Source organism: Anabaenopsis arnoldii, assembly GCF_028331025.1.
Taxonomy (GTDB): domain Bacteria; phylum Cyanobacteriota; class Cyanobacteriia; order Cyanobacteriales; family Nostocaceae; genus Anabaenopsis; species Anabaenopsis arnoldii.
Window position 1 is genome coordinate 1 of the sequence record NZ_JAQMUH010000181.1, and the last position, 13,494, is coordinate 13,494.

At 42.5% G+C, this 13,494-nt stretch carries 10 protein-coding genes and 1 pseudogene; 7 read left to right on the top strand and 4 right to left on the bottom strand.

Annotated elements, in window-relative coordinates; genetic code table 11:
• Nucleotides 1-179 precede the first annotated feature (179 nt).
• Nucleotides 180-1,659, bottom strand: a pseudogene (gene tnpC / locus PN457_RS15810) (IS66 family transposase).
• Nucleotides 1,660-2,027: 368 nt separating this feature from the next.
• On the opposite strand from tnpC, the gene sir reads away from it, so the two are divergent.
• Both sir and PN457_RS15820 read left to right on the top strand, forming a co-directional pair.
• The gene (gene sir, locus PN457_RS15815) at nucleotides 2,028-3,944 is read left to right on the top strand and encodes a sulfite reductase, ferredoxin dependent (protein WP_271734360.1); all 1,917 of its coding nucleotides are present in this window, start codon (nucleotides 2,028-2,030) and stop codon (nucleotides 3,942-3,944) included.
• 93 nt (nucleotides 3,945-4,037) lie between these two features.
• Nucleotides 4,038-4,742, top strand: coding sequence for a 16S rRNA (uracil(1498)-N(3))-methyltransferase (locus PN457_RS15820; RefSeq protein ID WP_271734361.1), 705 nt, complete (start codon nucleotides 4,038-4,040; stop codon nucleotides 4,740-4,742).
• A gap of 46 nt (nucleotides 4,743-4,788) precedes the next feature.
• Here PN457_RS15820 and PN457_RS15825 read toward each other — a convergent pair whose 3' ends face one another.
• Entirely contained in the window at nucleotides 4,789-5,223 is a 435-nt protein-coding gene (locus PN457_RS15825; protein ID WP_271734362.1) for a hypothetical protein, read from the bottom strand.
• Between the two features lie 242 nt (nucleotides 5,224-5,465).
• Between PN457_RS15825 and PN457_RS15830 the strand changes: the two genes are divergently transcribed.
• A complete protein-coding gene (locus tag PN457_RS15830) occupies nucleotides 5,466-6,134 on the top strand; it encodes an esterase/lipase family protein (RefSeq protein WP_271734363.1) in 669 nt (222 codons plus the stop codon).
• On the opposite strand, the gene PN457_RS15835 is transcribed toward PN457_RS15830, so the two are convergent.
• Nucleotides 6,064-6,495 carry a VOC family protein gene (locus tag PN457_RS15835; RefSeq protein WP_271734364.1) on the bottom strand — a complete coding sequence of 144 codons (432 nt, stop codon included), beginning with the start codon at nucleotides 6,493-6,495 and terminating at the stop codon, nucleotides 6,064-6,066. The genes PN457_RS15830 and PN457_RS15835 overlap by 71 nt on opposite strands.
• Nucleotides 6,496-6,911: 416 nt before the next feature.
• Here PN457_RS15835 and PN457_RS15840 point away from each other — a divergent pair, with 416 nt between their 5' ends.
• From PN457_RS15840 to PN457_RS15855, 4 genes are all read left to right on the top strand, one after another.
• Nucleotides 6,912-7,691, top strand: coding sequence for a TIGR00297 family protein (locus PN457_RS15840; protein WP_271734366.1), 780 nt, complete (start codon nucleotides 6,912-6,914; stop codon nucleotides 7,689-7,691).
• Between the two features lie 259 nt (nucleotides 7,692-7,950).
• The gene (locus PN457_RS15845) at nucleotides 7,951-8,709 is read left to right on the top strand and encodes a peptidylprolyl isomerase (RefSeq protein ID WP_271734367.1); all 759 of its coding nucleotides are present in this window, start codon (nucleotides 7,951-7,953) and stop codon (nucleotides 8,707-8,709) included.
• Nucleotides 8,658-11,312, top strand: a complete 2,655-nt coding sequence (locus tag PN457_RS15850) for a peptidase domain-containing ABC transporter (protein WP_271734368.1) — start codon at nucleotides 8,658-8,660, stop codon at nucleotides 11,310-11,312. The genes PN457_RS15845 and PN457_RS15850 overlap by 52 nt, the downstream gene beginning before the upstream one ends.
• 430 nt (nucleotides 11,313-11,742) lie before the next feature.
• Nucleotides 11,743-13,248 (top strand): S8 family peptidase, encoded by a 1,506-nt coding sequence (locus tag PN457_RS15855; RefSeq protein WP_271734369.1) that lies wholly within the window; start codon nucleotides 11,743-11,745, stop codon nucleotides 13,246-13,248.
• Between the two features lie 86 nt (nucleotides 13,249-13,334).
• On the opposite strand, the gene PN457_RS18425 is transcribed toward PN457_RS15855, so the two are convergent.
• On the bottom strand, nucleotides 13,335-13,494 hold a 160-nt coding region (locus tag PN457_RS18425; protein WP_417006616.1), incomplete at its 5' end, for a calcium-binding protein.

Sequence of the window (13,494 nt, forward strand, 5' to 3'; positions counted from 1 at the left end):
AGGAAGATTTTATACGGACAATGGTCTTTTAATGGGCTATTTTTCTTACTAAGAATACAGACTTTGTACTGTTTTTCTCCGGTGGTCACCTTGTCCACCTTGTCCACCAAGTCTTGTCCTTGTAAGGGGAGGGGACTGGATCTAATGAATTAAATGGGGTAAACAGTAAGGATTCAGGTCTAAATTTGAGGAATTAAAGAAGGGGTCTGCACAGCAGGGTTAACCATCGCTTTGATAGCTTGGTTAAAAAACTCAATCACAGAACGTCTTTGACGACGACAAGTTTGAATAACCGTCAATAAATTGGCAGTATCTTGAAACCGCTCCATTGAACGAGAACCACCACTAACTTTTCGTTTTGTCACTGCTAAACGTAATGTTCGTTCGGCTAAATTATTATCAGGGGGTATCTCCGGGTGGTCTAAAAAATACCACCACTGATGAGCTTTATTCCTTAAAGAGCGTAAAAGTTTACCAGCTTCACCCCCAGCCTTATCGATCCCGGAATGAATAGCGGCTTCAACTTTTTTTCTAAACTCTGATGCCCAAATCAAGAATTCATCAAGATTTTGGCTTTGTTGGAATAAAGCGTAGTTTTTAAAACCCTCATCTATCAGGTTGACGAATATTGTCCCAATTCCTTGATTATTTAAGCCCGTTGCTTAATCAGCTTCTTAAAGTGACGGCGTAAATGCGCCTGGCATTTCTGTTGAGCAATGACCTTATAACCGTTATAGGCGCTAAAGTCATCAGAAATGAGTACACCAGAGTAACTTGAACCCAGAATGGATTCTAATTCAGGACGAGAGCGAGTATCAGCCGCATGAAATAAAGCGAAGTCTGTATTGGCAAAAATCCATCACCATTCTTTTACGCCTTTGACTACCCAAGGTGTTTCATCTACATGGATATTGGGCTGGGTTTGTTCTATCCACTCCTTGAGGCTATCAATACTTTGAGCCCCTGCACTATCTATTCGTTCATTCGTGGCTACTAATGTTCCGACTCCAATTTCTATTTGACCTAGTTCCCACAACAATTCTTGTTGTTTTTCGTAGGATAAATGTCCGTAATTATTGAGCCTTCCCAAGAAGGCTTGCAGTCTGATTCCTATATCTTGTCCTGGTACTATTTCTGGTGATCAGTCTGCTGCTTGTTTAGAGCCACATTCGCTGCAAACGCACGTATATCTTTGATATAGCATTTCCCATGCTCGTGAGGTACAATTTTTTTTAGTTTGAGGGAACACACCGAACACCGGAATAGGGAATAGGGAATAGGGAATTGGTGTGTATTTCATGAGCCTGAAAAAGGCTATAATATCTCAAACCTATCTACTCGAGGAAATCCCTTTCTGGTTTTTCCCGGATGTCCTGGTTGTCCTCCTGGTTTCCGTTTTGCTATCCGGCTCTCTTCTACTGGCTATTCGAGCTTTTTTTCGGTTTTTTTGAGGATGTCTCCCGATGGTGGTTTTGATGATGTTGTGCTGTCTAAGTCTCTACTGACTTTGAGTTTCTCTATTTTTTGTTCTAGTTCTACAACTCTGCTTGTTAGCTTCTCTATTGTTTTCCCCTGCTCCATGATGATCCCTACCAGTTGAAAAGTCGCCAACTGTTTCAAGGTTTCACTGTCTAGTTTTGGTGGCAGGTTTTTCTCCATAATTGCTATATTCTGCTTCCCTGACCACACTTGTCAATACCCCACCACCTGAATCCTTACGGTAAAGATGTGATGAAAATTAGGGTTGAAAACTTATCAAACATCCTCTAAGGTTTCTGCGGATAAGGATGTAATTCGCCAATGCCACAAGGCACGAGAAATTAAGCTTAAGGGAACATTAGTTTTTAGTACGCAGGAGATTAAATAAGTGAACCGCGATCGCCATTTTGATAGAGATTTTGAAGAGACCCTACTGTGTTAAAATTAAATTATTCCTCCTATTGCCGACCGGATTACCGGGAATCACTCAGCCGAAAACATGGTTCGGCGTCCACCGATGCCTTATTGAGAATAATAGAACAACTCTGATGGTTAAATCTGCTCCTGCCCCAATTGCCAAGCGTGATCAGCCTTCCAAAGTAGAAGGTATCAAGGAAAGAAGTAATTTTTTACGCGAACCCGTAGCTACACAAATCCTTGAAGATACAACTCATTTTACCGAAGAAGCAGTACAGCTGCTCAAGTTCCATGGCTCCTATCAGCAGGATAACCGCGATAACCGGGTCAAGGGACAGGAGAAAGATTATCAGTTTATGCTGCGGACTAGAAATCCCGGTGGGTTTATACCACCGCAGTTGTATCTGGCTTTAGATAATTTATCTGATCAATACGGGAACCACACATTACGAGTAACCACACGTCAAGGCTTTCAGTTACATGGGATTTTAAAAAAGAATCTCAAGGCAGCGATCGCTAGTATAGTAAAAAATATGGGTTCGACCCTGGGGGCTTGCGGTGACCTTAACCGTAACGTCATGGCTCCACCCGCACCCTTCAAGAATCGCGCCGAGTACCAGTATGCCTGGGAATACGCCAATAATATCGCTGATTTGTTGACACCCCAAACGGGGGCATACTACGAAATTTGGTTAGATGGCGAAAAAATCATTAGTGGGGAAGAAACCGAAGAAGTTAAAGCCGCACGACAACGCAATGGCAATGGTACTATTATTCATGGTAGCGAAGAGCCGATCTATGGCACTCACTATATGCCCCGCAAATTCAAAGTTGGGGTGACTGTACCTGGTGATAATTCCGTAGATTTATATTCCCAAGACCTGACCTTAGTGGTAATCACTAATGACCAGGGAGAACTGGAAGGTTTTAATGTGTTTGCTGGTGGGGGTTTTGGGAGGACACACAATAAGGAAGAAACCTTTGCCAGGGTAGCAGATGAAATCTGCTATGTGGAAAAAAATGATGTTTACGATTTAGTTAAGGCGATTGTTGCGACTCAAAGGGATTATGGCGATCGCACGGAGCGCCGTCATGCGCGATTAAAGTACTTAATTCATGAGTGGGGTGTAGATAACTTCCGTACCCAAGTTGAGGAGTATTTCGGTAAATCACTCCCCGCATTCCAACAGTTACCAGAGTTTAAATATTACGATTTCCTCGGTTGGAATGAACAAGGTGATGGCAAGCTATTTTTAGGCATTTCCGTAGAGAATGGTCGAGTTAAAGATGAGGGTTCTTTTCAACTCAAAACTGCTTTGCGGCAAGTTGTGGAGCAATTTGACTTACCTATGCGCTTGACACCCCACCACAACATCATTTTTTATGATATTGAGCCAGAAAATAAGTCAGCCATTCAGGAGCTTCTACACCGTTGCGGCATCGTTGATGATCCCAACACCATTGAACCCCTAGTACGTTATGCTATGGCTTGTCCGGCTTTGCCTACCTGCGGTTTGGCTATTACCGAATCTGAACGGGCAATACCAGGTATTTTAGAGCGGATTCGCCAGTTATTGGATAAACTAGGTTTACAAAAAGAGCATTTTGTGGTAAGGATGACAGGCTGCCCCAACGGCTGCGCCCGTCCCTACATGGCAGAATTAGGTTTTGTGGGGAGCGCTCCTGAATCTTACCAAGTGTGGCTGGGAGGTTCCCCAAATCAGACAAGATTAGCGCAGCCTTATGTAGACAAGCTACATCATAATGATATAGAAAGCTTTTTAGAGCCGATTTTCGTTTACTTTAAGAATTTTCGGGAATACGGCGAAAGCTTTGGCGATTTTTGCCATCGTCTAGGTTTTGCTGCTCTGCGTGAGTTTGCGGATACTTACAAACCTGAAGCTACCATTAGCAGTAAATCCCGCCATCGAGTTAGTATCCGCGATGAGGTATATACTAAGCTGAAAGCAGCAGCCAATAGTCAAGACAGGCCAATGACGGAGTTGGTGAATGAAGCCTTAGAAGCTTACTTTGAGAATCTGGTGTAAATCAATTCAATAAATATTTTGAACCTTCTCTCCGTGATATTAGCTACAGAGTAGGTTTTTTTATGCTTGATGACTGTAGGTAATTAAATTAGCATGGCTCAACTACAAAGAATCGCGATCGCTCCCTCTCAAATTCAAGCAAATGTGATTACCCTAGGTAAAGAGCAACAGCATTATTTAGGCAGAGTGTTACGCTTACGTGGGGGCGATCGCTTCATTGCCATGGATGGTCGAGGAAAATGGTGGTTAGCTCAATTAGAAGGAGAACAAGCCCAGATATTAGAACAATTAAGCGCAGAAAATGAATTACCTGTAACCGTTACCCTCATGGTAGCCTTGCCCAAGGGGAATGGATTTGATGAAATCGTCAGGTATTGTACAGAATTAGGTGTAAGTTGTATTGCTCCGGTATTGAGCGATCGCACCTTACTCAATCCCAGCCCGCAAAAACTGGAACGTTGGCGACGCATTGCTACAGAAGCGGCGGAACAGTCAGAACGCTGTTTTATCCCCACAATCTTGGAACCCGTACCTTTTACTACCAGTATTAGCGCTAATCTGGGAAGTCACCGTTATATTTGTGAGGGACGTGGTGATTATCCCCATTTAAATAACCTGATTGAATCTGACACATCTACAATTACCATTGCCACAGGACCCGAAGGGGGATGGACTGAAGCGGAAATCAGCCTAGCGATCGCCTCTGGCTTTCAACCAGTATCTCTTGGCCGCCGCATCTTGCGAGCAGTTACAGCGCCAACAGTAGCAATAACCTTAATTTCCGCAGCATTTCACTAGTTAGCAAAAAATCCCCATCACTGCAGTCAGGGGAGTGTCAACCCAGTTAGTTAGAAGTTTTCATTTGTCGTGCCATATCCAGGTAAGAATTCATATTTGCCCCTGGACGGCGGCGACTAGAGCCGGACCCAGTAGGAACAAGATATTTTGGGGCAAAAGTAGTTTCAGTTGCTGGTGTTTTTGTCCCATTAGAGGCTGATACTGTGGTGGGTGTGGCTTGATTAGCTCCGGTATTTTTTGTCGGCTCTACTTTAGTGGTTTTTGAAGCGGTGGGTGCATCTACTGCTGCTGAAACCACCGCAGCCGTACCATTAGCTTTAGGTGATGGGGATACTTGTTGATCTTTAGCTGTAGCTGGTGGTGCTGTATCATCTGCGGATTCATCTAACTCTAAGTAGTAGCCACTGCCTTTTTTACCAGGTAACAACCCAGTAATAAAACCCAAAATACCCGCGATTAACTTTTTGATAAAACCGAACATGAGAATTTCCCCCGTGTTTATATATCTGTAAATAGTTTTATTTCTCTAGTGGAAGCACTTCCCACTGGTAGACATTGAGAGTTAATTATTCAATTTTACTGTAGCTAAGTGCAAGATTTAGAAATGATGCTTAATTAAAATTAATATTTTCCTGTTGGCAGACCCGTGGTAAAAGTGGCATAGATTACTGGTAGACATTAACACTATTAAGGCATTCAATTAAGCACATCCCATATATTCCTATGAATAGCAACAACCTAGAGCGTAACTCGGTGTTATTAATACATGGTATTGAAGACACTGGAGCAGTTTTCAATACCATGGCCAGTTATCTCAGACAGCAGGGTTGGCCTGTGTATACCCTGGATCTGGTTCCCAACAATGCTGCGGTTGGTCTTGATATTTTGGCACAGCAGGTAAGTGATTATATTCTTAATACCTTTGGCCCACACAAACCAATTGATTTAGTAGGCTTCAGTATGGGAGGAATTATCAGCCGTTACTATGTTCAAAGGCTAGGAGGAATCAACCGCGTACACAGGTTAATTACTATTTCCTCTCCTCACAACGGAACTTTGATGGCCTATGCTTCCCAGCGTCCAGGCTGCTTGCAAATGCGCTCTAATAGTCGATTCATCCAAGATTTAAATGGTGATGCCCAGATATTAGATCAGATAAATTTTACATCGATATGGACACCTTATGATTTAATGATCGTTCCGGCAAATAGTTCACAAATGCCCGTGGGAAAAGAAATAGTAGTCAAAGTTCTACTACATCCCTCAATGTTAACAGATCCCAACAGTTTGGCAGCCGTAGCATCTGCCTTAGCAGAACCAATTAACCCCGGTCACCAATTTCGGGATATTGAGAACTGCCAAAAATCGCATCTGGGTGGCGGTAATATTTAAATTCCATCAAGTTGTAAAAGGGATCTTCTAAAAAGAAAGTGCGATGCTCCAAGGGTGAACCCACAAACCGACGTTTAGGTGATTCCCGAAAAATAAGCTGTTGTTTCTGTGCTTTTTCTAGCAACTCTTCCCAGTCATGTTCCTGAACAAAAATGAGTCCGAAGTGTCTAGGGTAGATAGTCCGTTGGGGTAACAGACTTTCCTTAGTGACATGAGCTACTAATTGATGTCCGTAGAGGTTGAGAATTAGCGCTTGGGAATTTTCACGGCCGGCCATGCAGCCAAGTCCATCAACATAATATGCTTTGGTTTGGGCAATGTCAGTTACGGGAAAAGCCAGATGAAATAAGGTACGCTGCATAGCTATTTTAAATATAGTCATCCTATTTGAGTTGAGAAATTATCAGTGAGGAAAGGGAACAGGGAACAGGGAACAGGGAACAGGGAACAGGGAACAGAAATCAAATAGGAGTCCTATATATAATAAATCGTTAATACTGTATACAAAGTGAAGCCGTTTAGTCCCCTAAAACCTGATTTGTGGTCAAACATACAGTTTAAGATAATTTCAGCTTATATCTTAGTGAAGATGTTGGCCTGAAGTGGGGTGGAAAAGCGATTAACACATCTTTACAAGTCGGTGGGGGTTACTTAACCTGTAATAGGAAAAGAATATCGGCATTTTTGGCGTGAAACAGTGGCAGAAACTCAACATCCCAGTTCTAAAGTTGGTTATCCTGTTGGTATTCTGGCCAAAGTACTCATGATTGATTGCTGATGTTATCTTTTCTTGACTTTGCAAATCCTTGGTTAGTAGCCATAGGATTAAACACGGTGCTGTTAGCTTTAGCCTCGATTTTGCCTAAAAAGCTACTTACCCCAGCCGGATTATTTCACGCTTGGTTACTGGGAGTACTCATTTGGGTAACTCTTGGTTGGCAAGGATATCTCGTGGTAATGTTCTATTTTTTGGTTGGTTCTAGTGTAACACGTATTGGCATGGCACAAAAAGAAGCAGAAGGAATAGCTGAGAAACGTTCTGGAGCTAGAGGTCCGGAAAATGTTTGGGGTTCGGCTCTGACTGCTGCTGTGTGTGCGTTGGGGGTAGGAATTCTCAATTCCGGATTACTCATAGTCAGTAACCTTGAGTTTCTACTATTACTGGGTTATGTCGCTAGTTTGAGTACTAAGCTTGCTGATACCACTGCTAGCGAAGTTGGTAAAGCCTACGGTAAGAGAACTTTTTTGATTACTACACTACAACCAGTATCTCGTGGTACAGAAGGAGCAGTGAGTTTAGAGGGAACAATAGCCGGTGTGGTGGCTTCTATTGCGATCGCCTGTGTAGGTTGGGCTGTGGGTTTAGTGGATTTATTAGGAGTGTGTTGGTGTATATTGGCTGCATTTATCGCTACAAATTTAGAAAGTGTGATTGGTGCAACATTGCAATCTAAATATGACTGGCTCACCAACGAAGTAGTAAATATTATTAACACATTAATTGGGGCGATCGCAGCTATCATACTCGCCTTGATTTGGAAAATTACTATTTCCTGATTTTTTCGCCTGATTCTTTAAAAAACACGCAATTATTGGCGCATACTTGATTCTATTATGCGTTAATTTTACCATTATTTTATCATCATCGGTTTTCAGGTGGCTGAGATAGATTTATAGCCTTTTTCAGGCTAATGAAGTACACACCTATTCCCTATTCCCTCAAACTAAAAAAAATGTACCTCACGAGCATGGTAAATGCTATATTTTATATTTTGGCTCATTTACTTTCTTCATCTGTTCTTTATGGGATTATTTCATGGAATCTTCACCGTTTTTGATAGTTAATGACCAGCCAATTTTTATAAATCAGGCGGTAAAATATCTGCAAGCCTCTGGAAAGTTAGCCCATTTTATTGGCGACATTCTCCGCCAATATGTTATTGAACAAGAAATCCAATCGCGAGATGATATACACATTAGTCCCGCTTCCACAGAACAGACCATTATTGATTTCCGCCTCAAGAATCAACTCAATGACCCTAAAGTATTTCAGGAATGGCTAAAGGACAATGCCACAGACTACGCTACCTTTTACGAATCAATAGCACTGAACTTTAAATTAGAAAAGCTGAAAGTTTTAATTACAGAACCGAAAATTTCCGAATATTTTATCGAACGCAAAATTTTTCTGGATCGGGTGATAGTTTCCCGAATTATTGTCGAGGATCTAGAAATAGCTGAAGAACTACAAAGCCAAATTGCAGAAGGAGGTAGTTTTGAGCAACTAGCGAAAGAATATTCCCTCGCAGAAGACCGCATGGTTAACGGAATGATGGGACCAGTAAGCCGAGGAACAATACCGGATCAATTAAGAGCGGTTTTTGATATAGCTACTCCTGGACAAGTTGTCGGACCTATAGAAATCGAAGGACGTTACGGCTTATTTCGAGTGGAACAATTTTTGCCAGCGTCTTTAGAAGATATCCAACTTCAACAATCACTACAAAATGAACTATTTGAGAAATGGCTAGTGGAGAAAATTCAAAAGCTGACGGTCAAACTACAAATGAGCTAAAATCTCTGGATAATCAACGTTTAAAAGTCAACGCCCTAGCTTCTATACCTTGGTATCAACCACCCCTGCGCTGGTTGAGTTCTGAACAACAATCCCAACTGCAAAATCAAGCCCAAATCCGTCAATATCGTTTGGGAGAAAAAATCTGGTCAACCGCAGCAGGTAGTGATCAGTTTTTGATTTTGACTGGTAAAGTCCGTTTACGAGAACAAGAAGAAGGTAAGCCTTTAGGCTCTCTACAAGCTGGTGATTGGTTTGGTAGTTTGTATCAGATGTCTGTAGACTGCAAAGCTGTAGCTGCTAGCAAAGAAGTAGTAGTAGTATGTTGGAGTACAGCACTGTGGACAGAGTTTTCTAGTCCTGAAATTGAAGATTTTTGGCGAACTGGTGGGAAGGACACAGGTGATATTCACCAGAGCAACTTAGGAGTACCAGACCTAACACCGGAACTCAACCCTTCCCCAACGGTTGTCACCTCTGCTTATCCCTTTGTAAATAGTGCGAACACCGCTGCTGCTTGCTTAACAATGGTGGCGCAATACTTAGAACATCCGGTGAAATTAGAATGGGTCCAACGCCAACTCAGGGGACAGCGCCCCAAGAATGTGGTGGATGGGGGTGAGAAGTTGGGGTTAATGCTGCGAAGGTTACAAGTTACCTGGGCTGACTTGCGGCAGTTATCATTTCCAGCCATGCTACAATGGCAAGTGGATTCATCCCGGCCAGCTTCTTGGGTAGTAACCTATGGCATGAAAGGATCTAACCTGATTATTGCTAATCCCCTCAATCAGGATTATGCTTGTGAAAGTTTACCCCAGTCGGTGGTTGAGTCTGCATGGGATGGTAGACTCTGGCAAGTTGAACTTATATCTACTCAAGAAAAATTTAATTTGGGTTGGTTTACCCCAGCAGTTTGGAAGTACCGGAAACTCCTCGCGGAAGTATTAGTAGCATCTTTTACTTTGCAGCTGCTAGGGTTGGGAACTCCACTGATTACCCAAGTTGTAATTGACAAAGTAATGGTGCAGCAAAGTTTGCCCACTCTTGATGTCATGGCGATCGCACTGTTGTTAATCGCGACCTTTGAATCTATACTGGGTATTCTGCGGCTATTTATCTTTACTCATACCGCCCGCCGTTTAGATTTAAGTCTATCGGCTCAACTATTCCGCCATCTCATGCGTTTGCCTTTAGCTTATTTTGAGTCACGGCGCGTGGGAGATACCATAGCTAGAGTTCAGGAACTAGAACAAATCCGCCAATTTCTCACAGGTACAGCATTAACTGTGATTTTAGACAGTTTCTTTGCTGTAGTTTACCTAGTTTTGATGTTTTATTACAATATCCAGCTGACCTTTGTAGCCCTGGCGGTATTGCCGTTATTTGCGGCTTTGACAATTATCTCTACACCAATTCTGCGCAATTGGCTCAATGAAACTTTTAATCGCAATGCGGACAGTCAATCATTTTTAGTTGAGACAGTTACAGGGATTCACTCCGTCAAAGCCCATGCAGCCGAACCAGCAGCACGCGATCGCTGGGAAGGATTATTTGCACGGTTTGTGCGTACAGGATTTAAAGCCTCTACTACCTCCAATATTAGCAGTAATATCGGTAACTTTCTCACCAACTTTTCATCTTTACTCATTCTCTGGTTTGGTGCCAAACTAGTCATTGAGCAAAATCTCACCATTGGGCAACTTGTCGCCTTTCAAATGCTCTCAGGAAGAGTCACCGGGCCACTATTACGTCTAGTGCAACTATGGCAAAATCTCCAACAAGTGTTACTTTCTGTAGACCGCATTGGTGATATTCTCAACATCGCCCCAGAAGCAGAATCAGGAACAGGGTTAGTTTTACCACCCATCAAAGGTCAAGTTACCTTCGAGCAAATATTTTTCCGTTACCAACCACACATTGAACCTGTCCTCAAAGGTATCTCCTTCAACGTAGAACCAGGGCAATTTGTGGGAATTGTCGGACGCAGTGGTTCGGGTAAGAGTACCCTTTCTAAGCTATTACAACGCCTCTATCAAATTGAATCGGGACGGATTTTAATTGATGGATTTGATGTTAAGAGTGCTGATTTAGCCTCACTACGCCAACAAATTAGCGTAGTTCTCCAAGAAGACTTTTTATTTAATGGCTCCATCTTAGAAAATATTACTCTTGGTAACCCCGATATTACCGCCGAGGAAGTAGTAGAAGCTGCAAGGTTAGCTGTCGCCCATGATTTTATTAGTCAATTACCTTACGGCTATGAAACCAACGTGGGAGAAAGAGGGACGGCTTTATCTGGGGGACAAAGACAACGCATAGCCCTAGCCAGACTCTTTCTCTCCTCAGCACCAATTTTAGTTTTAGATGAAGCCACCAGCGCTTTAGACAGTGAAACTGAACAGCAAGTTTTGCAAAACTTACAAAAAGTTTCTAGTAACCGCACTGTATTCCTCATTGCTCACCGTTTCGCACCCCTAAAACGTGCCGATTTGATTTTAGTCTTGGAAAAAGGCGTAATTGCAGAACGAGGTACTCACTTAGATTTGCTACAACAAAAAGGTTTGTACTGGTCACTATACCAACGTCAGCAAGCAAATATTTAATCTTATTTGTGTCTTGGGTGATGCGGTCACAGGGAACCCCTCGCCATGACAATCATAAATCTTCTGGGGTGGGCAGGAAAGCCCGCCCTTTTTTACCTAACTCAGATGAAGGGCGCTGTCAATCATTGTGATCCAGATGTCCACTTTCCATCACTTTGCTCCTTTGTGATTTTCCTTCCTCATCCCAGAAACCATCGCTGTATTAAGGCTTGGGTTTTTGCACCAGATAAAACTCCATAGCTCACACCACCCTAAACGACGGGAAAAACTATACTTTCAATTATACTTTTTGGTCAAAAAAGAGTCATTTTGCAATTTCATTTCATATTAATTGTGATTAAGGGAGGTAAACTCACCTTTTAAAACCTGGGAAACAGGTTTTAACAAGTGCTGTCAAAAAATATTCTGTTTCATTGAGGAGAAAATATATATGCCCATTGACGATATTAGTCAGACTTTGTTTCCTCATCACGGGCTAAATTCCACCCATCTCTCCTCCGTAGACACTTTTCAAATCCACAATGATTATAGCTTGAGCCTCAGGGGTCGGAGTAGTTTTAATTCACCCGATAATCCTGATAATATTAATACAACTTCCCTCCAGACCACTAACTATAATTTTAATTCTGGCTATGGCTTGATTAATGCCGCAGCCGCAGTAGCAAGAGCTGCTGGTGAAAATACTTTTGCTGATGTTCCTCCTGTGGGTGGTAATAATTGGGGAGCAGATTTAGTCAGAGCACCGGCGGCCTGGGCGCAGGGCTACACAGGTAATGGTGTAGTTGTTGCTGTGTTAGATACCGGCGTTGACTATAATCACCCAGATTTAAAGGATAAGATTTGGACTAATCCCAATGAAATTCCTGGTAATGGCATCGATGACGATAATAATGGCTATATTGATGATGCCCAAGGTTGGAATTTTGTTGACAATACCAACAGTACCATTGATGTTAATGGTCATGGTACTCATGTGGCTGGAACCATTGCTGGAGCAAATAATGGCTTTGGGGTAACTGGTATTGCCTATGATGCTAAAATCATGTCGATTAAAGTTCTCAATGAACAGGGATCAGGCAGCAGTAATACCGTTGCTGATGGTATTTACTATGCTGTGAATAATGGTGCTGATATAATTAATCTCAGTCTCGGTAGTAATTTCCCTAACAGCACATTGGAAACTGCAATTCAATATGCCAGTAGTCAAGGTGTTGTGGTTGTCATGGCAGCGGGTAATAATAGTTACCCATTTCCCGGCTATCCCGCTCGCTATGCCAACAACTGCGGATTGGCTGTGGGAGCAGTTGACAGGAACAGTCAGATGGCTAACTTCTCTAACAGGGCTGGGCTGAATTCTTTTCCCTATGTGACGGCTCCAGGAGTGGGTATTTATTCCTCCCTCCCTGGTAATGAGTATGGTACATATAGTGGTACATCCATGGCCGCTCCTCACGTTGCTGGTGTAGTTGCCTTAATGCTCAGTGCTAATCCTAACTTAACTAATGGCGAAATCCGAGAAATCATTATAGAAACCGCTGGAAATAGTACACCAATACCAGATGCTAACAGGTGGAACATCACCCCTGTAGTTTCACCGGACTATGGCAGAGATGGCGGCAATATTATATTAGCTACTGCTATAAATCTGGAAATAAAAGTAACAGATTTTATCAGTGAAAATGCACCAACTTCTAACCGCCCTCCCATTTCTTTCTTTATCAGCCCTATGAATCCTGGGAAACTAGCGGAATTAGGGTATTACCATAGGGCGATCGCAGGACTTAGCGGCATAAATGATGGCATAAATGATAATATCTTCAATGCCGATGATATTGATCAAAATAGGGTAGATTTTACCAAAATCCGCAAACTTTTCAGTCAATTGCAGCTAGGCATAGATATTTTACGCAGATTTCTCCCCATTATTCGCCGATAACAGGAATTACAGCACATTTCAGTCAGGGACACAGGGGCGGGTAAGATACCCACCCCACAAAAATTATATCCTTCATCAGGTTATCACTAAATTATCCTCTTATTACCCCTGCCAGTCCTGATGGTGTTATTACCTGCACCAGCGTTAATGGTATCATCGCCATTACCTGTGTTAATGCGGTCATTGCCAGCACCGGTGGTAATAACTTGATTCCCATTACGGGTGGTGATAGTGTTATTACCTCCA